This is a genomic window from methanotrophic endosymbiont of Bathymodiolus puteoserpentis (Logatchev), from assembly GCF_900128525.1.
Lineage (GTDB): Bacteria > Pseudomonadota > Gammaproteobacteria > Methylococcales > Methylomonadaceae > Methyloprofundus.
Window position 1 is genome coordinate 84,770 of the sequence record NZ_FQTQ01000064.1, and the last position, 25,514, is coordinate 110,283.

18 protein-coding genes and 2 rRNA genes are annotated in these 25,514 nt (G+C 40.4%); 14 read left to right on the forward strand and 6 right to left on the reverse strand.

Annotated elements, in window-relative coordinates:
* Positions 1-336: 336 nt before the first annotated feature.
* The 3 genes from BQ7314_RS05935 (at position 337) to recD (ending at position 5,318) form a co-directional block, all read left to right on the forward strand.
* Positions 337-3,233 (forward strand): 23S ribosomal RNA (locus BQ7314_RS05935).
* 235 nt (positions 3,234-3,468) lie between these two features.
* Positions 3,469-3,583: ribosomal RNA gene (gene rrf / locus BQ7314_RS05940) — 5S ribosomal RNA — on the forward strand.
* A gap of 109 nt (positions 3,584-3,692) precedes the next feature.
* Positions 3,693-5,318, forward strand: a complete 1,626-nt coding sequence (recD, locus tag BQ7314_RS05945) for an exodeoxyribonuclease V subunit alpha (protein WP_174482783.1) — start codon at positions 3,693-3,695, stop codon at positions 5,316-5,318.
* Positions 5,319-5,352: 34 nt separating this feature from the next.
* Here recD and ubiK read toward each other — a convergent pair whose 3' ends face one another.
* Together ubiK and BQ7314_RS05955 are read right to left on the reverse strand one after the other, a co-directional pair.
* The gene (gene ubiK / locus BQ7314_RS05950; protein ID WP_174482784.1) at positions 5,353-5,601 is read right to left on the reverse strand and encodes a ubiquinone biosynthesis accessory factor UbiK; all 249 of its coding nucleotides are present in this window, start codon (positions 5,599-5,601) and stop codon (positions 5,353-5,355) included.
* 35 nt (positions 5,602-5,636) lie between these two features.
* Positions 5,637-6,215, reverse strand: a complete 579-nt coding sequence (locus BQ7314_RS05955) for a MarR family winged helix-turn-helix transcriptional regulator (RefSeq protein ID WP_174482785.1) — start codon at positions 6,213-6,215, stop codon at positions 5,637-5,639.
* A 737-nt stretch (positions 6,216-6,952) separates the two neighbouring features.
* Here BQ7314_RS05955 and gspE point away from each other — a divergent pair.
* From gspE to gspD, 11 genes are read left to right on the forward strand one after another with little or no spacing between them, the layout of a single operon-like run.
* Positions 6,953-8,635, forward strand: a complete 1,683-nt coding sequence (gspE, locus tag BQ7314_RS05960) for a type II secretion system ATPase GspE (RefSeq protein WP_174482786.1) — start codon at positions 6,953-6,955, stop codon at positions 8,633-8,635.
* Position 8,636: 1 nt separating this feature from the next.
* Positions 8,637-9,854 carry a type II secretion system F family protein gene (locus BQ7314_RS05965; protein ID WP_174482787.1) on the forward strand — a complete coding sequence of 406 codons (1,218 nt, stop codon included), beginning with the start codon at positions 8,637-8,639 and terminating at the stop codon, positions 9,852-9,854.
* A gap of 34 nt (positions 9,855-9,888) precedes the next feature.
* A complete protein-coding gene (gene gspG, locus BQ7314_RS05970; protein ID WP_174482788.1) occupies positions 9,889-10,314 on the forward strand; it encodes a type II secretion system major pseudopilin GspG in 426 nt (141 codons plus the stop codon).
* A 12-nt stretch (positions 10,315-10,326) separates the two neighbouring features.
* Entirely contained in the window at positions 10,327-10,767 is a 441-nt protein-coding gene (locus BQ7314_RS05975; RefSeq protein ID WP_245394924.1) for a GspH/FimT family pseudopilin, read from the forward strand.
* Positions 10,757-11,161 (forward strand): type IV pilus modification PilV family protein, encoded by a 405-nt coding sequence (locus tag BQ7314_RS05980; protein WP_174482789.1) that lies wholly within the window; start codon positions 10,757-10,759, stop codon positions 11,159-11,161. Before BQ7314_RS05975 ends, BQ7314_RS05980 begins: the two co-directional genes overlap by 11 nt.
* Positions 11,158-11,856, forward strand: coding sequence for a prepilin-type N-terminal cleavage/methylation domain-containing protein (locus tag BQ7314_RS05985; protein ID WP_174482790.1), 699 nt, complete (start codon positions 11,158-11,160; stop codon positions 11,854-11,856). The genes BQ7314_RS05980 and BQ7314_RS05985 overlap by 4 nt, the downstream gene beginning before the upstream one ends.
* A complete protein-coding gene (locus tag BQ7314_RS05990) occupies positions 11,853-12,779 on the forward strand; it encodes a type II secretion system minor pseudopilin (protein ID WP_174482791.1) in 927 nt (308 codons plus the stop codon). The genes BQ7314_RS05985 and BQ7314_RS05990 overlap by 4 nt, the downstream gene beginning before the upstream one ends.
* Positions 12,772-13,878, forward strand: coding sequence for a PilN domain-containing protein (locus BQ7314_RS05995; protein ID WP_174482792.1), 1,107 nt, complete (start codon positions 12,772-12,774; stop codon positions 13,876-13,878). Before BQ7314_RS05990 ends, BQ7314_RS05995 begins: the two co-directional genes overlap by 8 nt.
* Positions 13,859-14,443 carry a type II secretion system protein GspM gene (gene gspM, locus BQ7314_RS06000; RefSeq protein ID WP_174482793.1) on the forward strand — a complete coding sequence of 195 codons (585 nt, stop codon included), beginning with the start codon at positions 13,859-13,861 and terminating at the stop codon, positions 14,441-14,443. Before BQ7314_RS05995 ends, gspM begins: the two co-directional genes overlap by 20 nt.
* A complete protein-coding gene (locus BQ7314_RS06005) occupies positions 14,443-15,039 on the forward strand; it encodes a hypothetical protein (protein WP_174482794.1) in 597 nt (198 codons plus the stop codon). Before gspM ends, BQ7314_RS06005 begins: the two co-directional genes overlap by 1 nt.
* 2 nt (positions 15,040-15,041) lie before the next feature.
* The gene (gspD, locus tag BQ7314_RS06010) at positions 15,042-17,348 is read left to right on the forward strand and encodes a type II secretion system secretin GspD (protein ID WP_174482795.1); all 2,307 of its coding nucleotides are present in this window, start codon (positions 15,042-15,044) and stop codon (positions 17,346-17,348) included.
* A gap of 314 nt (positions 17,349-17,662) precedes the next feature.
* Here gspD and BQ7314_RS06015 read toward each other — a convergent pair whose 3' ends face one another.
* From BQ7314_RS06015 to BQ7314_RS06030, 4 genes are all read right to left on the reverse strand, one after another.
* Positions 17,663-19,255, reverse strand: coding sequence for a glycosyltransferase family 2 protein (locus BQ7314_RS06015; protein WP_174482796.1), 1,593 nt, complete (start codon positions 19,253-19,255; stop codon positions 17,663-17,665).
* Between the two features lie 122 nt (positions 19,256-19,377).
* A complete protein-coding gene (locus tag BQ7314_RS06020) occupies positions 19,378-21,189 on the reverse strand; it encodes a glycosyltransferase (RefSeq protein ID WP_174482797.1) in 1,812 nt (603 codons plus the stop codon).
* A gap of 87 nt (positions 21,190-21,276) precedes the next feature.
* Entirely contained in the window at positions 21,277-23,583 is a 2,307-nt protein-coding gene (locus BQ7314_RS06025; RefSeq protein ID WP_174482798.1) for a fibronectin type III domain-containing protein, read from the reverse strand.
* A gap of 408 nt (positions 23,584-23,991) precedes the next feature.
* Positions 23,992-25,278 (reverse strand): transposase, encoded by a 1,287-nt coding sequence (locus tag BQ7314_RS06030; RefSeq protein ID WP_174482200.1) that lies wholly within the window; start codon positions 25,276-25,278, stop codon positions 23,992-23,994.
* Positions 25,279-25,514 lie beyond the last annotated feature (236 nt).

Here is a 25,514-nt window from a genome sequence, read left to right on the forward strand (position 1 = left end):
CAAGAAAATAAGAAAGCACAAAACAAGTACAAAACAAGTAAAAAACAAAAGCGAGAAAAATTAATTCTATAAATTTTGTTCAAGACTTTAATGATTCATTATTAAAGTTAAAAAACAGAACTTATAGCATTAGTGATTTTAACTAATAAGCTCTTTAAAAATTTGGAAATCTGTAAAGTCAACAAACACCGAAAACGCGTTTGTTGATAGTAAAAAACGAGTTAACGTAACAAATGTCACACGCAAGTGTCACAAATGAAACGAAAATGAGTTCTCAAGCAGAAAAAAGCGAAAATGTCAGCGAAACCATAAACTCAAGACGTATTTGGGTTATATGGTCAAGTGAATAAGCGCATAGGGTGAATGCCTAGGCGATAAGAGGCGATGAAGGACGTTGTAGGATGCGATAAGTCGCGGGGAGTTTTCAAACAAACTTTGATCCGCGAATTTCCGAATGGGGAAACCCAATCTGCATAAGCAGATTATCTTGCTCTGAATACATAGGAGTAAGAAGCGAACCGGGGGAACTGAAACATCTAAGTACCCCGAGGAAAAGAAATCAAACGAGATTCCCTAAGTAGCGGCGAGCGAACGGGGAATAGCCGAGTCTTTTGCGATAGTGGAACAGTCTGGAAAGTCTGACGATACAGGGTGATAGTCCCGTACACGAAATCAAAAAGGAACGTATTAAGTAGGGCGATGCACGTGAAACGTTGTCTGAAGATAGGGGGACCATCCTCTAAGGCTAAATACTACTTATCGACCGATAGTGAACTAGTACCGTGAGGGAAAGGCGAAAAGAACCCCGGAGAGGGGAGTGAAATAGATCCTGAAACCCTATGCGTACAAGCAGTAGGAGCGGACTTGTTCCGTGACTGCGTACCTTTTGTATAATGGGTCAGCGACTTAATCTTAGTGGCAAGCTTAACCGAGAAGGGGAGGCGTAGCGAAAGCGAGTCTTAATAGGGCGTATAGTCGCTAGGATTAGACCCGAAACCGGGCGATCTATCCATGGCCAGGTTGAAGGTGGGGTAATACCTACTGGAGGACCGAACCCACGTATGTTGAAAAATGCGGGGATGAGCTGTGGATCGGAGTGAAAGGCTAATCAAGCCCGGAGATAGCTGGTTCTCCTCGAAATCTATTTAGGTAGAGCCTCGTGTATAACTGTTGGGGGTAGAGCACTGTTACGGCTAGGGGGTCATCCCGACTTACCAAACCGTTGCAAACTCCGAATACCAACAAGTTTTAGCACGGGAGACACACGGCGGGTGCTAAGGTCCGTCGTGAAAAGGGAAACAGCCCAGACCGTCAGCTAAGGTCCCAAAATCACTACTCAGTGGGAAACGATGTGAAAAGGCCCAGACAGCCAGGAGGTTGGCTTAGAAGCAGCCATCCTTTAAAGAAAGCGTAATAGCTCACTGGTCGAGTCGGTTTGCGCGGAAGATTTACCGGGGCTAAGTAGTGTACCGAAGCTACGGATCGACGTTAATTTATTAACGGAGGTGGTAGAGGAGCGTTCCGTAAGCCTGCGAAGGTCAATTGAGAAGTTGGCTGGAGGTATCGGAAGTGCGAATGCTGACATGAGTAACGATAAAGGGGGTGAAAAACCCCCTCGCCGAAAACCCAAGGTTTCCTGCGCAACGTTAATCGACGCAGGGTTAGTCGGGACCTAAGGCGAGGCCGAAAGGCGTAGTCGATGGAAAACAGGTTAATATTCCTGTACTTGTTATAACTGCGATGGGGTGACGGAGCAGGCTAGATCAGCTTACGGTTGGAAATGTAAGTTTAAGCGTGTAGGGAGAGAGTTTAGGTAAATCCGGACTCTTGTTAATTCTGAGACGTGATGACGAGTTTCTCCTCGTGAGAGACGAAGTGATTGATGCCATACTTCCAAGAAAAACCTCTAAGCTTCAGGTTATAACGACCCGTACCCCAAACCGACACAGGTGGGTGGGATGAGAATTCTAAGGCGCTTGAGAGAACTCGGCTGAAGGAACTAGGCAAAATTGTACCGTAACTTCGGGAGAAGGTACGCCTTTTGTAGGTGAAGCGACTTGCTCGTGGAGCTGAAGAAGGCAGCATTAAATTGGTGGCTGCGACTGTTTATCAAAAACACAGCACTCTGCAAACTCGCAAGAGGAAGTATAGGGTGTGACGCCTGCCCGGTGCCGGAAGGTTAATTGATGGGGTTATCTTCGGAGAAGCTCTTGATCGAAGCCCCGGTAAACGGCGGCCGTAACTATAACGGTCCTAAGGTAGCGAAATTCCTTGTCGGGTAAGTTCCGACCTGCACGAATGGCGTAACGATGGCCACACTGTCTCCAGCCGAGACTCAGTGAAATTGAAATTGCGGTGAAGATGCCGTATACCCGCGGCTAGACGGAAAGACCCCGTGAACCTTTACTATAGCTTTACACTGGACTTTGAACCTATTTGTGTAGGATAGGTGGGAGGCATTGAAACCATGACGCTAGTTGTGGTGGAGCCAACCTTGAAATACCACCCTGGTATGTTTGAAGTTCTAACCTAGACCCCTTATCGGGGTTGGGGACAGTGTATGGTGGGTAGTTTGACTGGGGCGGTCTCCTCCCAAAGAGTAACGGAGGAGCACGAAGGTGTGCTCAGCATGGTCGGAAATCATGCAATGAGTGTAATGGCAAAAGCACGCTTGACTGCGAGATAGACACATCGAGCAGGTACGAAAGTAGGTCATAGTGATCCGGTGGTTCTGAATGGAAGGGCCATCGCTCAACGGATAAAAGGTACTCCGGGGATAACAGGCTGATACCGCCCAAGAGTTCATATCGACGGCGGTGTTTGGCACCTCGATGTCGGCTCATCACATCCTGGGGCTGAAGCAGGTCCCAAGGGTATGGCTGTTCGCCATTTAAAGTGGTACGCGAGCTGGGTTCAGAACGTCGTGAGACAGTTCGGTCCCTATCTGCCGTGGGCGTTTGAGATTTGAGGGAAGCTGCTCCTAGTACGAGAGGACCGGAGTGGACGAACCCCTGGTGTTCGGGTTGTCATGCCAATGGCATTGCCCGGTAGCTACGTTCGGACAGGATAACCGCTGAAAGCATCTAAGCGGGAAGCCCCTCCCAAGATGAGATCTCACTGGAACTTAAAGTTCCCTGAAGGGCTGTTGAAGACTACAACGTTGATAGGCAAGATGTGGAAGCGCAGTAATGTGTGAAGCTAACTTGTACTAATTGCCCGTGAGGCTTGACCATATAACACCAAATGCGTTTCAAGTGTTGAGAAAATCAACACAAGAAAGGTCGTGTTATGTGAAGCTAACAATCGCTTTCACTGCGAGAGAACGAAACAAAGAAAGAGACTCGAAACACAACAGATTTCCAAACCTTTAGACAACAGGCCTAAAGCCGAACCCTAAAGGAGAGACGATTGATACCAAGACGAATCCAGCGAAAGCAAGAGGAAGAAAGTAACAATCAAACCAGTTTGCTTGGTGACCATAGCGAGCGTGAACCACCCGATCCCATCTCGAACTCGGAAGTGAAACCGTTTAGTGCCGATGATAGTGTGGATTTATCCATGCGAAAGTAGGGAATTGCCAAGCTCATATTCTAAAACCCAATCTAGTCATAGGTTGGGTTTTTTTTTACTTTTTATTTTGCTAGGAAAGGTAAAATGTCTAAATATCTTCTTAACTTATTAATAGGTAGCTCATGCTAAATGAAATAACTCTTAGTCATTTAGATTATGCTTTTGCTCGCTTCTTAACTCAGAAAAGTGGACTAAAAGATGAGCAAGGCAAACAGTTTGCAGCAATAGTGGCTAAGTTATCGTATGCTCAGAGCCAAGGGCATAGTTGTTTTCAGTTAAGTGAAGCTGAGCTAACTGTAGTGCTGAACTCAGGTATGGCTGATGAAACTGGTACGTTACCTTTGGTATTGGAAGACAAGCAACTATATCTACAGCGTTATTGGAGCTATGAGTGTCAACTAGCGGAGAAATTAGTTAGTTTGATGGGGGCAGATTCTTTACTGAGTGGTTCTTCTGAGGTATTTGATCGATATTTTCCTGTTATTGACAGTATTAATTGGCAAAAGGAAGCGGCGATTACAGCTATAAAGTATCCGTTCACTATTATAACAGGTGGGCCGGGCACAGGAAAAACAACAACAGTGGTTAAAATTCTAGCTTTGTTACAGGAATTTTCAGAAATTCCTTTAAATATCATGCTTGCAGCACCTACTGGAAAAGCTGCTATGAGGCTGCAAGAATCTATCGGGCAAAGTAAACATGATTTAGATTGTTCTGAGGCGTTAAAGGAAATGATTCCTGAACAGGTTGTCACGATTCATCGCTTACTTGGAGCAAGGCCGCCATCGCCCTATTTTAAATATAATGCTGATTTACCTCTAGCCTGTGACATTGTTGTGGTCGACGAAGTATCGATGATTGATTTACCTTTAATGACTAAATTGGTCAACGCTTTAAAAGTAAATGCACGGCTTATTTTATTAGGTGATAAAGATCAGCTAGCATCGGTGGAAACAGGAACGGTATTGGCTGACTTAACGAATGCTTTGCCTGAGTACACGCAGGAGCTGAAAGTTTCTTACCGTTTTTCTGGACATATAAAAACTTTCGCCGAAGCAATTAATCATCAGGAAGCTGATTTAGCTTGGGAATTATTAACAAAGAATTACGCAGAAGTTTGTTTTTTAAAAGAGGATCTAATTGACTATATCGCTAATAAGCAAGTCGCTTATTTACAGCTTATTTCTGAAAATGCCAGCTTTACAGAATGTTACGCAGCTTTTAGTGAGTTTCAAGTGCTATGTGCAACGCGGGAGGGCTTATATAGTGTCGATGATATTAATTTTCGAGTGGTTCAAGCGCTGATAGAGCAACGACTTATCAAAAGCTCGGGTGATTGGTATAGCGGTCGACCTATCATGATTACGCAAAATGATGCAGTTCTGCAGTTATATAATGGCGATATAGGTATTTGTATGCCTGATACTGAAAATAGCGGACAATTAATGGTCTTTTTCTTACATGCTGATGGTGCTGTTAGGAAGTATTTACCTGCTCGCTTGCCTTATTGTGAAACTGTTTTTGCTATGACCATACATAAAAGTCAAGGCTCAGAGTTTGATGAGGTGTTATTGGTATTACCAGAAGTGATTAACCCAATATTAACTAAAGAGCTTATTTATACAGGAATAACGCGCGCTAAAACCACGCTAAAAATGGTGACTAATAAAGAGGTATTCTTACAAACAATTAAACGTAAAGTTGAGCGTTTTAGTGGGCTTGCAGAGAGGATTAAGAAAATAGCTTGAGATGAAAGCTCAAGCTATTAGCTTGATGTTGAGGCTATTTTGAAATATGTTTTTCCATTTCAGCAACACGTTTTTCTAGATCTTCTAGCTTAGTGCGAGTTTTAGCTAAGACACCTTTTTGTACTTCAAATTCCTCGCGAGTCACTAAATCCATTTTACCCAAAGCACTTTGTAAAATAGCGCGAAAATTCTTCTCTAGGTCTTCTTTAAAGTTATTTAAGCCGGGAGGAATAGCATCGCTTAAACGGCTAGCGATATCATCAATTGATTTTGGATCAAACATAAAAAATTCCAGTAGTGTTGTAAATAAAGCTTAGCTTAAACTAAGCCAGAATTGGTAACAGAGACATATTCGCGACAAATCTTTTCAATATCTGCTTGGCTCAATGGCTGCTGCATTAATAAACAATAATAGTGATCATTTTCTTCACTGAAAGTAATACAGTTTTTGCATTGGCCAAAGCTACTGGTGCCATTGACATTTTGTAAGGCAACGAGCGCCTCATAAAGTGCGGCACTAATGGAGTCAAACTGTTTATTCTCAATAGCTTGCTCTGCTTTAGTAAAGACATCAAAAGGAGTAATGTTTTGTAAAAGCGCTTGTCCCTCAGGTAAGATCTTCAGGTGTACGATACGTTTATCAGCATCATCTTGTTTTTTTTCAATAAATCCTTTACGCACTAAAACTTGTAAAGTTTGTGAAACGGTACCTTTAGTTAAGCCTAAGTAATCTGTGACAGCGGCTGGAGAGTCACTGAACCGATTGCAACTGGCTAAATAGTCTAGCGTTTGCACATGGACGGGTTGTAGCCCTAACGCAGAATATTTTTTACGCTGCTCAGCTCTTAGTAGCGTGCTGATGCGCTCAATTAATTTTAAAGTGGTTAAATTATGCATGGCTGTATTTTAGCATCACTTAGAGTAGGTATAAACTAAAGCTGGTGTTTTTAAAGAATGCCTTTTATTTCTACTAGCGAGCTATCATTAAACTAAGTTAAATTGCTTGCAAACTACATCCAACCTTTAAAACTATGCGTATTTATGATATTTAGAAGCAGGTAAGTGGTGCTTAATTACAGGAGGAAGAGCAGCAAGGGTTGCCTCGGCCTGGTTCAAATTATGTGTAAAAATATCAGGTTATTGAGTGGGTGCAGGCTTCCTATTTTTAGAATAGAGAATGCAATAAAATATTGGTTAGTGTACTATAATTCTCGTAACTTCTCATTATGCACAGGTATTTGATATAGAGGATGCGCTTTATTCTTCAGCATATCCTATGACACTCTTTGTACCTGTTAAAAAGTATTTAATAAATTGTACCTTTACAAGCTATCCTTACCCCTAAAAATTCTTAGATTCATCATTTCATAATATAAATCAGTTAAAATATGAATTAAGAACTAAACCGGAATTGTAAAATCAAATGCTTAGAATATTGCAAGCGACTGAAGAGCAAGCGCTGATACCTAACCTTTTGATATCAATTATCTATAAATTTAGCTCTTAATTCGCATTAAAGTAATTAAATACCAAGGTCATAGCCAAAATTAACTGCAATTACTTTCCGAATGATTCATATCTTCCTTACTACAGCCTAAAGACAAATTTAAAACACGTCATTTGCCCCAAAATTTATGAGCTACCAGACATTTATCAATACCCTTATTACGCAACAATCATTGCGTGAAAGTGACTTAAATAAAGTCAATAAAATTCAGCAACAAATGCAAGAAACAGGGTTGCCTTTACTCTTGGTGAAATTAGGGTTATGTTCTGAAAAAGATGTCGCGGGGGCTTTAGCAAAAGTGTCTGACTTAAGTGTCCTAGAACCTGCTGATTATCCTGATAGTCCAGTATTGCCCGATGATATTTCTTTACGTTTCTTAAAGGAGTTCCATGTTGTTGGCATTTCAGCGGATGAGCATAAAATGGTTATTGCCGTTTTAGATCCTGAGAATAGCTTTATTAAACAGGCATTGAGCTTAAAATGCGAGTTACCGATAGAGCTAAAAATTGGCCTTTTATCTGACATAGATAAAGCTATAGAGCGCCAATATGGTGGCGGCAAGTCACAGATGGGACAAATTACTGATAATTTGGATGCCAGTGAATCCCTGGATGATATCGAGCATTTAAAGGATTTAGCCAGTGAAGCTCCGGTTATTCGTATGGTGAACTTAGTCTTTCAACGCGCACTAGAGAGTAAAGCATCGGATATTCATTTTGAACCCTTTGAAAATGCTTTAATCATTCGTTTGCGTATTGATGGCGTGTTACAACAAATAGAAGGTCCTTCGGTTAGTGCGACAGCGGCCATCATTTCCAGAATTAAATTGATGGCAAAGTTAAATATTGCAGAGCGCCGCTTGCCTCAAGATGGACGTATCAAAATACAAATGCAAGGCAAGGAAATTGATTTACGTGTATCGACCACGCCGACCATGTATGGTGAGAGTGTTGTGATACGCTTACTGGATAAAGAAAATGTGGTCTTTGATTTTGCATCATTAGGTTTTGAAGAGGCTAATGAAAAGCAGTTTATTCAGGTTTTAAATAAACCGCATGGCATTATATTAATTACTGGGCCAACAGGTAGTGGTAAATCAACGACTTTATATACCGCGTTAAGTTACTTAAATACGCCAGGACAAAAAATTATCACGGTTGAAGATCCTGTTGAATATCAGTTGCAAGGGGTTAACCAAATTCAGGCAAAACCTAAAATAGGCTTAACTTTTAGCAGCGCTTTACGCTCTATTGTTCGGCAAGATCCCGATATTATTATGATTGGTGAAATGCGTGATTTAGAAACGGCTAAAATTGCTGTACAGTCCGCATTAACGGGGCATATGGTTTTATCTACATTGCATACCAATGATGCCGCTGGCGGGCTGGCACGCTTATTAGATATGGGGTTGGATGACTATTTATTAACTTCGACAGTGAATGGTATTTTAGCGCAAAGGCTGGTTAGAAAACTGTGTATGCATTGTCGTGAGCCTTATCAGCCTCCTCCTGAAGTAATTAAAGAAAAAGGTTTGACGCGGTTCTTGAAAGAAGGGAAATTGACCTTATATCATGCTAAAGGCTGTAAAGAATGTGGTGATATTGGATATAGTGGACGTTTGGCGATTATTGAGTTTTTAGTGATGAATGATGCTTTAAGGAAAATGGTCATGGAACATAAAGAATCGGGATTGATTCAAGAAGAAGCGGTAAAAGGCGGCATGTTAAGTATTTATCAAGATGGCTTAGCAAAGGCAGCAAAAGGCATGACGACCTTAGAAGAGGTTTTACGCGTCACAACGGAAGTCTAAAATGACTTTATTTGTTTATAAGGCGGTAGCACATGACGGCACTGTTCAAGAAGGGACTAAAGAAGCAAAAGATGAAGCCCATCTTATTGATTATTTGCAGTCTGAAGGTTTAATTCCGCTCAAAATATCTTTGTCAGGCTCTAGTCTGTCACATTTGTTTTCTTTTAAACGGTCTCAGGAAGGGCTGTCACAAAAAGAAGTGAATCTATTTACTAAAGAATTGGCGACCTTATTGCAAGCAGGATTGCCTTTAGATAGGTCTTTAGTGGTATTAATGGAATTAATAGACCCTGATTCTAAAATACATGACTTAATTAAAAAAGTGCTGGAGCGCGTTAAAGGTGGGGTGAACTTGGCGGATGCTTTAGAGGCTGAATCGAGTGCTTTTTCACGCTTTTATATTAATATGCTGCGTGCAGGTGAGGCGGGTGGTAGCGTTGATATTGTTTTAGGCCAGTTATCTGAATATTTAGAGAAATCTAAGGAATTAAAAGATACTGTTAGCACAGCATTAATTTACCCCACCGTGCTTGTTGTTATGGCCTTAGGCTCGGTATTTTTATTACTGACTTTTGTGGTTCCACAATTTACGGAGATGTTTGAAAGTGCGGGTAAGGAGTTGCCAATATCTACCCAAATTGTCGTCGGCACAGCGGAGTGGCTACAAAGCTACTGGTGGATTTTATTAATCGGTGGGTTTGCTACCTTTTTTATCATGCGCTATGAATTAACAGTAGGCCCTAGAAAAGCACAATGGGACGGTATTATTTTATCGCTGCCCTTATTTGGGGAAATTATCCGTAATACCAGCACGACTAATTTTACCCGTACTTTAGGCACCTTATTATCTAATGGTGTTCCTATATTAACAGCACTAGGCATTGTTAAGGGGACATTGAGTAATTTGGTGTTAATTGATGCTTTGACGCTTGCTGAGGATAATTTAAAGCAAGGTAAAGATATGTCCAGCGCGTTAATAGAGTCTGGACAATTCCCAAAAATGGCGACCCAAATGATCAAAATGGGTGAAGAAACGGGAAAAATGGAAGAAATGTTAGCAAGGACAGCTGAGACTTATGATAAACAGCTTAAAATAACCATTGAACGTATGCTGGCGATGCTGGAGCCTATTTTAATTGTTACTTTAGGGCTGCTAATTGCGGGTATTATTATTTCTATTTTATCGGCTATTCTAAGTGTTAATGATTTAGCCTTTTAACACAAAATAACAAATCCTAAAACTGAGAGAGAAAATGAAACACTTTAAAAAACCAATGTCAGGATTCACTTTAATTGAATTATTAGTGGTACTTGCAATTATAGGTCTATTAGCTGGTTTGGTTGGACCGCAAGTAATGAAACATTTAGGTAGCTCAAAAACTAAAGCTGCTAAAGTACAAATTGAAGATTTAGCAGGTGCATTGGATATGTATCGTATGGATGTTGGCCGTTACCCTAGTACCGAAGAAGGCTTAAAATCATTAGTAGAAAAACCTGCAAATGCACGTTCTTGGAACGGTCCTTATTTACGCAAAAATAATGTGCCTCAAGATCCTTGGGTGTATGACTATCATTATGCGTCTCCTGGTGAGCACGGACGTTTTGATATTTATTCTTTGGGTGCTGATAATGCGCCTGGTGGTGAGGGTGAAGATCAAGATGTTAATAGCTGGGAGTAAAACTTAAGTATTGTGCGCACAAAAGGGTTTACTTTAATAGAGCTACTGTTGGTGATTGTGATTATTGCTATCAGTGCTGCAGTCGTGGCACCTAATATTGGCTCTGGAAATCAAACGGCTAAGTTGAAGAGTTCGATGCGGGATATTGCATCAGCGCTACGCTTTGCTCGTGGGCATGCGCTGAGCCAACATAAAGAAAGCCGCGTCTTATTTAATTTACAAGATAATACCTATCAGATTACCGGTAAAACAAAAACATACCGGATAGCGAAAGAAATAGAAGTGACCTTAGATTTAGCACAATCACAGATTATTGATGAGACACAGGGTAGTATTCGTTTTTTCCCTGATGGCTCATCAACGGGGGGCCGAGTTACTTTAGAGGTCGCGGGTAATAAACGACAACTAGATGTTAATTGGTTGACAGGGCATGTGGAAATAAATGACCAGTAAACGACAGTTACAAGCTGGGTTTTCTTTGCTGGAAATTTTAATTGCTTTTTCTATCTTGGCATTGTCTTTAGGTATTTTATTGAACATTTTTTCCGGTGGATTAAGGCGGACGATTGTTTCTGAAGAGTATCAACAAGCGGTGATAATTGCGCAAGCAAAGATGGCAGCAGCAGGTGTTGAATTACCCCTGAATGAAGGACAAAAACAAGGGCAGGTATTAGACAAATACAATTGGTCTCTTATTATGCAGCCCCTTAATACGGATGATGTTGCTGCCGCATCTGAAGCCATGGGGGTTCAGGTTTACGAAGTCATTTCTCGTGTACAGTGGATGGCCGGAGACAATGATCGGCTGGTTGAGTTGATTACGCTTAAGTTATCTAAAAAAGAATGATAAAAGCTCAATACAGGCATACAGGGTTTACTTTATTAGAAGTGTTGATTGGTATGAGCATTATGAGCGTTATGATGTTATTACTGTTCGCAAGTCTACGTGTTTGCGTGCAAAACTGGAATGCTGGTGAGAAAAAAATTGCCCAAGTCAGCCAAGCCGCGACTGTGCAGACTTTTTTGTACAATAAATTACAGACGGTGTTGCCTTTAGATGTTGACACGGAAGATGGCAAACAGTTTTCCTTTAGTGGTGATATAAATACACTGGAGTTTGTTGCCGCCATGCCCGCAAGTGCAGCACGGCTAGGATTGCAGATATTCAAACTCAGCCTTATACCGAGCAAAAACAATCAAGGTAAAGAGTTAATGGTTGATATTAAACCATTTTTTGGACAAAGTGATGAGACAAGCTGGAAAGAAGAGCAGGTGGTTATCTTAAAGAATGTGCAACGTCTTCATTTTGCCTATTTTAATGCTGACGATACTAAGGATGACGCGGGCTGGCAGAAGGAGTGGCTAGATAAGTTTGAGCTTCCTGACTTGATTAGTGTTGATATAGAGCTTATGAATGGTGAGCTGTGGCCACAAATAGTTGTTGAATTGAAGGTGGATGACGTTGCTGCGGGTGGGGCTGCGGTAGGAAAGAGAGGGCGTAACCCTTTTGGTATTGTGAATGGCAAATTTACCTCGCCATGAAGTCGAATAAAGGCTTAGCATTAATTGTCGTTTTGTGGGTGATTACCTTATTAACGATTATGGCCAGTAGTTTTGCGTTAACAATACAGCGAGAAAGTGCCATTATTTCTGGAATAAAGGAAAAGGCTGAAGCTCAAGCCTTGGCTGAAGCGGGTATAAATTATGCAGTTGTCATGCTATTTAATACTAATGCCGAGCAGCAATGGCAAAGTACTAATAGTTTATATGAGGTGAATTATGCAGGTAAAAATATTCGTATCCTGATCGCCGATGAATCGGGAAAAGTAAATATTAATTATGCAGATAAACAGCAATTATTAGACTTATTAAACTTTGCCCAAGTTGAGGAGGCACAGGCGGATAGTCTAAGTGATGCGATTATTGATTGGCGCGATAAAGATGATTTAATAGGGTTGAATGGGGCTGAAGAACAACAATATAAGGATGCAGGGCTTAAATATAGACCGCGTAATAATTTATTTAACAGCGTGGAAGAATTACAAATGGTGCTGGGCATGACCCCCAAGATATATCAACAAATAGAAGATATGATCAGCGTATACACTAAAAAAGCAGCTATTAACCCCGCAACTGCGTCACGCTCTGTATTACTCACATTGCCTGATGCGACCGAGGCATTAGTTGATGAATATATGCAACAAAGAGCAGAAAATCAGCGTAATAAGCAAGCAGTTGTAGCGCCTGATTGGTATAATTCTGCGACTGCTACTAGCAATGTTTATATGATTATTTCCGAGGCCATGATAGAGAGAGGTAGTACCGCAGCCACAATGGCTGTTATTAGAAAAGGACAAGCAAAAAATGGTTTGCCCTTTCAAATTTTAAAATGGGTTAAGGACTACTCTGTGCGTTCTTTATTTTTGCCTGAGAATGATCAATGGATTATAAATTCAGATGTTTAAACTTGATAGTGAAATTGATGTAACGCAATTTTTTAAATGGTGGGGGCAGGAGTTAGCATTTTTATTGCCGCAAAAAGTACGTGACGCTTTTAAAGCGAAAGGGTTGCTCGTCGTCAAGGTGAGCGGTCTCAGTGCGACGGTAAGTTATGAGTCTGGTGAGCAGCAAGAGCTACTGGGTAAATTTGAGTGTAATGCGCTAGCAAAAGAAGAGCTGCAGAATTTAATTCAAAGTAAAGCTCAATATAGAAATGCGCAAGTCGTCTTGCGTGTACCTGACAATTTATCCGTTATTCAAGATATTGTTTTACCTGCTGCGGCTGAATCAAACTTAGCCCAGGTCATCAGCTATGAATTAGATCGTTATACCCCCTTTACTAAGGAAGAAGTTTATTTTTCTTATATTAAGCAAGGCTCTAAAAAAAATAAGGTACAGCTACCTATTCGTTTAGTCTTGGTGAAAAAGGCAACATTAGATGCGATGTATGAGCAATGCCTTAATTTAGGTTTAAAACCTTCTTTTGCCGATTCAGAGATACTAAGAGTCAATTTGGCTGAGGCAAGTTCTGCTTATAATTTGCTACCTAAAGCATTATGTTTGAAGGCGGATAAAAAGCCTTTATTCATTATGCTAGGCTCTCTTTTTATTATGCTTGCTTTGTTTATTGCCTTACTGGTACTGCCTTTAAAAATGGGGAATGAAGGTTTAGATAAACTCAAAAAACATGCCCGGAGTGCGGAAAAAAGTGCATTAGACATTGAAGACTCTAAAAAGGCAATAGACTATCCTTATCAAGCCACTCAACAAGTGATTGATCATAAAAATAGCTCGCCATCCATGATTGAAGTGATTAATACGCTGAGTAAAGTATTAGGCGATGATACTTGGATATCGCAGCTACGTTATAGTAAAAAAACGTTACAATTAACCGGTCAATCAGGGAGTGCTTCAAGCCTAATCGCCTCGCTAGAAGGCGTTCCTTTTTTCCATAATGTTACCTTTATATCCCCCGTCACAAAAGATCGACGTAGTGGTTTAGAGCGCTTTCAAATTTCAACAGACGTTATTAAAAAACAAACGCATGCAAAAGTTGAACGATAAGCAACAAAGGTGGGTCGCGGCAGGGCTACTAATAAGTATTATTACGCTTATTGCGGCGACTATTTTTATTCCTTGGTATGGCGCTATTAATAAAACCATGGAAGATATTGATGACTTAGTCTTTCGTATTAAACGCTATGAGCGCGTTATATCCAGCCGAGATCAAGTTTTAAGCGCGATTGAGCAAGGGCGTACAGATATTCATGCCTTGGGCTATCTGTATACCCAAGAAACATTTCCACTAGCAGCAGCTGAATTACAAAAACGACTGAAAGAAATTGTTAATAATGCTGGCGGTGAACTCAGTAGCACTCAAGTTTTGCCTCAGAAAGAAGAAAATGGCCTCGTCTCTATTGCTGTGAAAGTCAAAGTGGTAGGAAACATGGAAATGCTACGCAGCCTTTTGTATGAAATTGATATTGAAAAGCCTTTGATGAGTATTGAACATATTAGGATAGTACCGAGTAGCAAGCGATTTGGGAGAAAAAGGCTAAGTGCCGATAAAAGCGGTACAGTCACGATTACACTTGATGTGGTGGGCTATATGATGAAGGAAACATTATAATGCGCTTAAAATGGGAATACATGTTAACAGCCGTGTTTTTGACTTTTGCAGTTATATTTCTGCTCTTAATCGCCTTACAAATTAATTTAGGAAAAAATTACCGCGCTCAAAAACTAGAGGAGTTACGCAATATCCCGAGCGCAGGCTTCAATGTCGAGGATATCCCCAGTTATCACTTTAACTACAAAGTGATAGGTGACTATACTGAGATTGTGCAACGTCCTTTATTTTTTAAAAGCCGAGAGCCTATTGTTATTGAAGAAATTGAGGCCGAGTCTGCTGAAGAAGCAAAGGCTAAGGCTGAGGCACTTGAGGATATTGGTATAGATTTAGTGGGTATTATCAAAACACCTGAAGGCGAATTCGCTTTATTCCAAAACCCTAAAGCTAAATCCCATGCAGAAAAATTTCAGCGGCTTGCTCAAGGTGATGAAATCAACGGCTGGCAGCTTAAAGAAATACAAAATGATCGCGTTATTATTATTGCGGGTGGGGAAGATAAAGTGCTTCTTTTATCTAAACCACGCCCCCATACGCCAGCAAAAAAAACAAAACGACGTAGAGCTAACCCTTTTAATAGACAAACTAAAAAGTAAGCATGAATTTCTCCTTAAAGCGCATAAATTTTCTCAGCCTATTAGTTATTGGTAGTGTCTCTTTAACAGCTTGTGAGACCTTAGATAAAATTCATTTAGGACCAAGATTAGGCATTAAAATACCCATTGAAGAAAAAACAGATCAAGAGCGCTCTAAATCTTCAAGTGCGACGGATAGCACTATAAAAAAAGAGGTGGTATTTGCGCAATTAGATAATAGCGACGACATCAAAACTGATGCACAGACAATTACCAAAAAGACCTTTATAGGTAGCGGTCGGTTTATAAAGCAAGGCTCTAAAAAAACCGCTATTCAAGCTGCAGGTAAAGGTAAGTACTCAATTAATTTTGATGCCGCTGATCTAAGTGAAGTTTGTAAAATCATTCTTAGCGATATGCTGCAAGAGAATTATCTGCTAAGTCCTAAAGTGAAAGGAACCGTCACCTTACAAACCACTAAGCCTTTGTTTAAAGAGGACCTTCTACCCACACTAGAAATGCTATTGCGAGTCAATGGTGCGGTGCTTATTAAACGTGATGGGCTCTATAGAATTGAGCCTGATGTTAGCGGGGTTCATGTAGCTGATAGCTCTTTGTTAGGGAGTGAAAAAATAGGTGCTGGTTTTCAAATAAAAATAATCCCGCTGAGATATGTCGGTGCCGTTGATATGGCTGAGATTATTACGCCTGTTCTGCCAAGTAAATCTATTATTAAAGTTGATCCCGCGCGTAATTTATTATTAGTCGCAGGAACACGCAGTGAATTAGAAAAAATAATTAATTTAGTCAATACATTCGATGTCAATTTTATAGCGGGAATGTCATTTGGTTTGTACCCCTTAGAAAATACAGAAGTTGAGAGTACCGTTGCCGATATAGAGAAAATTTTTAATGAAGGAGAAAAAAACCCGCTCTCTGGTATGTTGCGTTTTATTAGCATTAAGCATTTGAATGCAATTTTAGTTATAACCAAGCAAAAAGCGTATCTAAGAGAAGCTGAAAAATGGATTGATAGACTAGACAAGCAAAATGGTGTTATTGGTGAGGGCGGTATTATTGTTTACCGAGTACAGCATGTTGATGCAACTGAGTTGGCCACGACACTCACTTCGGTGATTAGTGGTATCGCACCAACCCAAAGTAAAGCAGTGTCCGTGGCTCCTGGCCAAAGAATTGGCTCTATTACGAATAAATCTTCAAAATCGAGGCAAGTAGCAAAAGTCACAAGGAGCAGTAGCAATGGCAATACCTCACTAGATGGCGTAACGATTATTGCAGACGAACCTAATAATGCTTTAATTATTATGGCTCAGCCACAGCAATATCGGATGTTACGAAAAGTAATTAAGCATTTAGATGTGATGCCTTTGCAGGTCTTATTGGACGCAACGATTGTTGCTGTGAATTTAACTGAAAATTTAGAATATGGAGTGAAGTGGCTATTTAAAAATAGTGGACCGGATGGGCTAGAAGGGATAGGTATTATAGGAACTGTTGCACAGGGAGCTACTGCAGCGGCTACGGGTGGTTTATCTTATGGTCTAACGCGGGGTACAGATGATATTCGTATGGTGTTTAATGCTTTAGCGGAAGATAATAAATTAAATGTTTTATCCGCACCTTCGATAATGGTGCTTAATAACCAGGAAGCAAGTATTAAGGTGGGAGACCAGATCCCTATTAGAACGTCTCAGTCTACGAATACCAATGGAGGGGGGGTAAATCCCATTCAAACTAGCCCAATTCAAATGGTCGATACAGGTGTTATTTTAAAAATAAAACCAAGAGTTAATGCAACAGGCGTCGTTATTTTAGAGATTGAACAAAGTGTGAATACGCCGAAAACAAATAGCGCTTCGAATATTGATTCCCCTGCTATTTTGAAGCGAGAGATAAAAAGTACTGTTGCCGTTGTTAATGGTGAAAGCGTAGTCTTAGGTGGGTTAATTTCTGAAACACACACCTTTTCTAATACAGGTGTGCCTTTCTTAAAAGATATTCCTTATATAGGCTGGCTATTTGGTACGCAAGGGAAAAAGATTGAGAAAAATGAATTAATTGTTGTTATCACTCCAAGGGTCGTCGTGAATGAGTTTGATGCCAGAAAAGTAACCGATGAATTTAAACGTAAACTGACGGGGATATATTATGATGAAGATGAGTTTACTCCTAGCGCGAGTCAATTATTAAGAGGTTACGATGGGCTTGAGATTCAAACAAAAGAAGAAAGAACAGAGCCTTTAGAGCATAGGATAAAGCCATGGGAAGAGGAGCCTAGTAAACAGCCTGTATCTTCATCGACAAATTGATAAGGTGTATTATTTATTCGCGTTTTAGAGTTGTTCTTTAAGTTTGCAAAGAAAAGTAGGCTAATTCTAAAGTATGGCTGATAGCCTACGTTTATTTCTAAGGGCCGGGGATGAAATAAAACCCGAAACGCGACAAAAAGACAAGTCAGTTTTTTTTGGGGGGATAAAATTCTCAGACCTTAAGTTACATACTTTCAGTTTTTCGGTAGAGCTGCTATCATTTTAGGGCCCGCACAAGGAGACTTAACTATCTAAGTTTTGTGTAAGGCCAGGGTTTGGCTGTATTTGATGTGTCGCTAGGGGGAGCCTCTATTTTAGTTCATCTGATGATGGTATAAGGGGTCACGGGTTGTGAAAAAATAAGGATAATTTTGCATTAGTAGGGCCTTATCTCTCTCAGGTAAAATTAGTTGGTAAGGTTCCATAGGTAAATATAATAAGGAAATTCCGCCATCAGCCACGAGTCGTAGCTGATGTGTTTTTAGTTCTAATGCCAGCCCTATCAACCAGGCTTGAATACTGGCATAGTGCTCAAGTTTTTCTAAATAGGGGCGTATTTTTTTTGCTTTAACTAAATTGATTAATGGCGAATTGATTGAGATATTTCTGGGTAATGCTCCATAAGCCCCCATACCATCTAGATCTTTGGGCCAGTCACGTAATGGGTAGCAGCATAAACTATGTTGGTAGGCCAAGCCACAGTGATCGACTTGGTTATTTTTGTGGCTAATTTTTGCGGTACTTAAGGCGACACCAGAAGGGATTAAGTTATTGCACAGGTTAAATAATTGTTTAGTCTCAGTAAACTGTACTAAAGGCGATAGCAGTAAAATATAATCTGATTGGCAGTGCTTAATCAGGCGATGTAATGCACACCCCGCCTTTTCGTTGGCGGGTAGGGATAGCTGTGATGTTATCGTCACTCCTTGTTGTAGCGCTAGATTATGTGAGGCATTTTCTTGTGTGGAGAGAAAAATAGTATCAATCTTAGGCTTCCCTATGGCTCTAATAATTTGGTAGCTACCTAGCCAAGAATGTTTAGGGTGGCTTGCTAGTCCATGTTCATCTCGTCTTACCAGTGCCGAGTTCAAGGCGCGTAAGGCAGCATCATAAGCATAAGTTTTATTTTCAGGATTTAGAGCGACCGAATCAGCTGATTGACGCCATGAATATAAGATACGTGGAATATGCCTGATGTTAGAGCTGAGTTCTGCTAAACGTAGGTATAAATCATGGTCTTGAGACCCTTCAAAACCCATTCGAAAACCTCCTGCTTGCTCTATTAAGCTGCGCCGAATCACTGATAAATGCAGGATATAATTATAAGTCAGCAGTAATTCAGGAGACCAAGCAGGCTTTGCATGTAGACAACAGCGCAAGCCAGAGCTATCAAGCTTGTCATTATCGGAGTAAACCCAGTCAGTGTCAGGCTGTTGATTGAGCAGTTTAACCACCTCATATAATGCTTCAGGTGCTAAATAGTCATCATGATCAAGTAAGGCGATATACTCGCCCTCACTTAGGGAAAATACTTCTTGACTCGTGGCAGTAATGCCTTGATTATCATCGCGTAAAATTAATTTAACTTGATCAGGAAAGCGATTTTTAAAGGCAGTGAGTGCTTCTTTGATAGCGGGCATCTCGCTACCATCTTCTACAATGCAAAGTTGCCAATGTGGGTATAATTGTCTTGCAACAGAGTCTAAACAAGCGTGCAGCTGTTCTATTTCCACTTTAAAAACAGTGAGCTGTATGCTTATTAAGGGTTTATATGACCAATATTTAATGCTTCGTTGTCGCTGGCGTTTTTCTATACAACTTAAAAAACTATGCTTCCATAGATAGCGCGTATAGTTGGGATCCGCACTTTGATAAGTCTGCACGGTATAAGCGCAGTCACAATACATTAATTTATTTAACCACGAGGGGCTAGTTGATCTGCCAGTACTTAGATTGTAGCCGCGATGCCAAAGGCATTGTTTTAATAATGGATCATTTAGGCGCAAAAAAAGTTTACGAAACAGGTTCATTATTCGCAGTTTAATAACTGTTGATACAAGGCAAGTAGCTCAGTATACGTTTGCTGGTGATGGTGATTTGTACGTATATAGTGACGCATATTTATGCCAGCTTGTAGCCTTTTCTCAGAATCAATAAGATAAGGCCAAATAGCATCGGCAAATTTTTGAGCAAGTGGCGCAGTATTGGGGATGAGAAACTCTGGGGGTAATAACTCATTTTGCGCTCCAACATCAGTAAAAAATATCGGAGTTTGCATGGCCATTGCTTCATAACTGACTAAGGCTAGCCCTTCATTAGCCGATGGCATCATAAGGACATCACAGTCTTGATAAATGGGGCGAGTATCATTCACCTGTGGATGTAATAGAATGCAGGTATCTGCTGCACGCTGGATAGCCTGCTTAATCTCTTGCTCTAATAAACCACTACCGGTCATGACAAAAATAAGAGCTTGAGTTTGTTGTGTTTCTTGCCAGCGTTGCTGTAACAGTTGCGCCGACTTAATAAATTCTAGAGGTTGTTTTTGCTCACTAAAACGGCCAATAAAACCGACAACGCAAGCATTATCAGGAATATTTAGGGCTTTCTTCATTTGACCTTTTTCGATTAATCCAGGATTAAAATAATCACTATCAACATTAAGGTAGGTCACCGAAATTTTTTTCTCAGGTATGCACCAGCGCTGCATTAGAAAGTTTTTTAAATAATAACTGATAATATGATGATGATTAATAAAGGCTTCAAAATTTCTAGCGGAAGCTTCAACATATCCCCCTTCATTAGGTGGTAGCTCAATAATATGTAATGAATCGAGTATTTGTAATTGTGGGTGGAATCGGCGAATATGATAAAGTGCTTCGTATGCTTGAGCTGCATGATGTAAATGCATAAGGCGAATCTGTCGACTACGAATTAAGTATTCATAAAAAATTGCCATCATTGATTGAGGTAAAAAACTTGGTAAGTGAAAAATAGCTTCAACTTGATCGGCAATCTCACTACTCCAATGATTAAACGAAGGAATATCCGTCGTAACATAGATTGCATAATGTTCTTTAGGAAGAGACTTAATCAAATCAATCGCAAATTTTTCCGCGCCTCCCAGTTCCAACCAGTGTGTCGCAATTAATATGGGAATGCGTTGCTTATGGTTAATCACCTCTGCATTTAAGTGAAGTTCTGGGCGTATAAATTTAGCAGGCCATGATCTTTTAAGGGCGAGAGCATTTTTATTTAAGGAGGCTTTATCTTTTTTCGGAAAAGTCGCTAACTCACGTAACGCATCGACTTTACGCTTTAAAAATAACTTTTGCTCTAAAGATAGCTTATTTTTTAGTGTGCGTAAGAAAGATAATGGGGGAGCGGTGTTAGCCGTCTCGCTCGTCAGTAGTGCGTGCGAAAAGCAGAGTGTTTTATAGGATAAATGTATTTCTGACTCTATGCCTGATTTACGGCTAAGACTAATAAACCCTTGTTGAATAGCCTCTGCCGGTGCATCAAGTGCTAATAATTGCAGGGGTGATTTTATATTAATAGACGTAAATAATGGCCAGATGATTGTGTTATATTCAGGGTGCGCCAATAATGCCCAAGTCATTTGTTCTAATAAATTGGGAGCCGCACAAGGTATGCGCTCATTCAAATGTGTAAAATTTAAAAAAAAACTATTATCTTTAGGTTCAGACCCAATACGCATAGATTGTTGGGCCAAAAAGTTGCGCCAGTTTAAAGGTAACTGACCTTGTTGTGCTAGACTCAATATACAATGTATAGGAAGGGCACTTTCAATTGTATGGTTAATCATTGCAAGTTCAGTCATAGTCTTTTGCGTAGAGCTAAGTAAAGGTTTGGAGTGAAAGCCTTACTAACAATATTGGCTCGAATTTTCTTTGTCAGCACCTGGGCATTATAAATGCAGTGTTAGTAATTGTAGTGTTTTAAAGTCAAGACTCTCAACAGGCGTACCTGTACTAAGAGTCGCAACATAGACATCAATATTTGTATTTCCTGAAATAGGTAAGCTGATTAATTCAGATATCTCACTACTATAAGAGGCATTTACTTGCCAAGCAGCAATACCAGAAACTGACGTTAGTTGACCTTGCGCATTTCTGACTAAAGAGAATGTTTCACCGTTCAGAATATACACAATATAAACATCAACAGCACCCGCTTTATCCATGTTTTCATAGGCCAAAGCAAGTACTTGTTGACCTTGATTGCGCCAAGTAATTAATCGTGTACTGTATAGCTCCGAGAATTTAATCATCCAATCGTCGTTAAAGTCTGGAATGGTAAAGTTACTGTCATTAGGTGTTGCTATATTTGCGGCCTTAGCCATAACAATATGCTGTGCCTGCGTTTGATTGGGCGCAGTACTCCAGAATTCAGCCTGTCTAGCAGCACCGCCTAATAAAGAACCAATATTGAGTTGAGCATTGCTAACGGTTGCGGTACTTTTATTGCGGTCTTGGTGAATATAAATTAAGCCCTGTTTAGCATCACTACTTCCCGTTACTATTAAAGGGGCGAGGCTATTGCTAACGAAAACTGATTTTTGTAAGTTCATACTAGTAAAGTTAGTAAAATCAATTCCGTGACTCACAAATGAGCTTATTGTACTGGCGGTACTAAACATAGTCTCTGATAAATGTAAGCCGAGCGCAGGGCCGCCACGAACACCACCAGGCATTCGAATGCCTGGGCCAGCTGCACCACTGGCTAACTCAGTAAACCAAAGTTTGCGGGTTAATAGTTCATCATCTTCTTGAGTGAAACCGAAAAAATAGCCCGGCTGGTTAGGGTTGGGCAACCAAGCATCAGAAGGCCCCCACTCACCATTCAAGACCGGCTTAGCGCTTGCCTGGTTACTTGTCCACCAAGAAAGGATATTTGCTTGCTCTGTTACCGTTGCAGTTCCTATGTCAGAGGCAGGATTATTCCAAGGCTCACGATTATTGGGCAGGTAAAGGTGCGGTAATACGGCATCAAAGGTAGGGCTATCATAAATAAAGCTACCTAAGGCCCCGCGTGGATCAAGAGCGGTGGAGCTAGAAACTAGCAAGTGCTCATCATCTAGGCTACGGACGTGTGCGGCTAACTCGGTAATGAACTTTTGACGAATTTGAGCATCTTTATTGGCATCGATATCTGGGCGAGTCCACTCAAATGAGTCCCATTCATTTAAAATTTCATAAGCAAAGACGGCATCGCCATAACCGCTATTATTGATCGTATTAATGACCCAGCTCCAGCGCGTTTTTGCCATAGTGAGTACATCAGGGTTAGTGTAGAAATTATTAATATCAGTGAGTGGTCCGCCTTGACTGGTATGCCAAGCCGTACGCGGTAAATAGTTGTCATAGAAAAAAGTATCAAAAGGGCTAATTAATACATAGATACCGTTTTCGGCACTAAGGCGTAAAATATCAATAATAAAATCAGCCATTTTAGCATTAAAGGTACCACGGGGACTTTCTAGCCAATAAGCACAATTAGCTTGATTAAACGGGGCATTATTGGGTACATTTAAGGAGAAATCTTCTAAAAAGAGGCGCATAACAGTAATGCCATTCGCTTTTAATTGAGCCATATAGTCGCTTACTTTTTGTCTAGCCTCTGGATTTTTTGTAAAATTATGACATTGCTTGCCTGTCCAGATATCGTCATTGTACAGATAGCGGATAGCATCGTCTTGATGTAAATATTGCGTACCAATAGGAATTAAGGCCTGACCATTTTCTTTAATAAAATAACGTCCGCCAGGGGCTATTGCGGCAAGTCCTTGATATTTATCAGCTGGAATTGCACTCTTTAAAGCGCTAATAGAGGTCGTAGATAAAGGCTTAGAATAAGCAATAGGTCCAAAATTATTGACTTCATCATAGGCGCGGACAGCAAAATAATACTGAGTACTTGGGAGTAAGCCCATGACGCGGATATTAGTCGTCGCATAAAAATCAAAGTTGGCTTGCTGATTAAAGGGCCACTGCCTAGCTTGTTGAAAGTTATCTTCAGTAATAGGCTGGGTTGAATAACGTATATCAAAACCAGAAGCCATGCCTGTGTTAAAACTATCGCCAGGGTTATTCCACTGTAGCCTAACAGAGTATGGGCGTGGGTGTGCGGCAATAAAGTTAGCAACCATACTTGGAGCTTGCACATCATTATTCGTTTGAAACAGCAATCGTGTATAGGCGGAAGGGCCGCTCAAGCCAGACTGAGAACTGCTTTGAGGGCTATGTTTTAATTCTACATACTCATCAATCAGGACAGGTAAAGTAAAGAGTAAAGCAGGGGGGCTAATATTTCTATTGTCAGAATAATCACGCGTACTGCCACTGTCATCAGAAACAATAATAGTATTAATACCAATGCTATCGCCGTCGTTATGGCTAGTATTGGGTAGTAATTCCCAAGGAATAGCAACCTCTATGCTATAGCCTTCATCAATATCTGATGGGGTATTTACGGTGCCTCGATAGGTTACGTGATAGCGAATGCCATCTAAAGTATGTGGGTCTAAAATACCGGATGCACCTCCATTACCTGTGCCGGCATTAAAACTCCGTCGCGATACAATGCCCTGGCCACTAATAGGGTAACGGTGTCCGACATTTTATTACAGATATGCCATCAAAACAGGTCGGAGCTTGCGCTCAAAGAGCCATGTGGCGCTTTTCTTTAGGAAATTGTTTTTTAAGAACCGCCAAGCTTGTTTGGTAATCTTAGATAGTTTTCTAAAAAAAGCACGATTATAATTGCCTTCCCAGTCAATACAGTATGCGGTTTCTTTTGCTTCATGGCGTTTTTGTTGTGTTTGATGGTCTTCTTCCAAGCCCATCTCCTGTCCCTTTTTATTTAGAAATAAGCGCATGAGTATATGTGTAACCAATGCCAATAAAGCTTGTTGCTCAATAGCAATAGGTGATTTCCCCCATGCTTTGGCATTAGCCATATCTGTTTTGTAATTATCAAAATATTTTTCTTCATCCCAGCGTCGGTGATAAAGAAAAGCAATCATACCAGGTGACAATGTAAAATCATTACTGAGATATTCATAAACTTTGCCGTCAGGCGATACGAATTGTATTAATCGCCAAACTTGTTTTGAGCTATTAAGTTGAATTTTCCTATCAGACACAATATTCTCATTAACTGCCGACTGTTCAACATGACTTTCCTCAAGAATTTGATATTTGAAAGTCGATTTCATTCGTGTAATCACTGTCACATCGTATTTTGTTTTACGTAAATCCCAATAACGCGCTTCAATAAAGGCGCGGTCAACCACAAAAAGTGCATTTTTTTTGCAAGTCCAGTGAGAACCTTCCCAGCTTTCTTTGATAAAGCGCATTTCATCAATAGAGCGAGTTTCTGTCTGACTATCAATGGCAATCCCTGCTCGCATATCATAGGTCGTCATATTCATGTGCCCTTTCTTATTATCAGTCCCACCCTGGCCTGGATAAATCGGTTGATAATGACTTGATTCATTTTGATAACTCGCATCTATGGCAAAAATAGAGCGCATCCCCAACTCTTCTTTTCCCGAAAACCTGTCGGGCAGTTCATTTCTTGCAGAAGTCACCAAGACTTGGACAGCCTGTTTCAATATTTTGCTGCGTGATGAATTGGCTAATGCATCTGACCATGTTGAGCGGGCTAAGGGGGCTTTTTCAGCGGTGTCATCAATGTCGAATAAAGATTGAATTTGTTCTCGTAGTATCTTTGTTCCCTGAAATTGACGTAAGCAGCCTAATAAAATAAAAAACTCAGCAGAGAGTACAGAATATTTTTGGCGTGAAAAGCGAACTTTATCTAGGGCTTTTTGCATGGGCAAGAACCATTCTCCCAAAACGGTGTTATCCATCAGTGTGGATTGCAAGCTATCTAATCTTTTTGACATTATTTAAGCGTAAGTGACTGATTATAAATGGTAATACGCAAACAAATCCTATTCGACCTGTCAAGCCTTTTTTTGCATTATTTTCAATCAATTAGAACGCCTGTCCTTCCCTCTGAGCGCCACTTTTTCGTGCAATTGAATTCCGTAAAAGTTGGTTTTTACACCTTAGGAAACTTATTATCACCCATAGATTTGATGTATGTCTACCATCTTATGTATTGTTGCGGACACCGTTA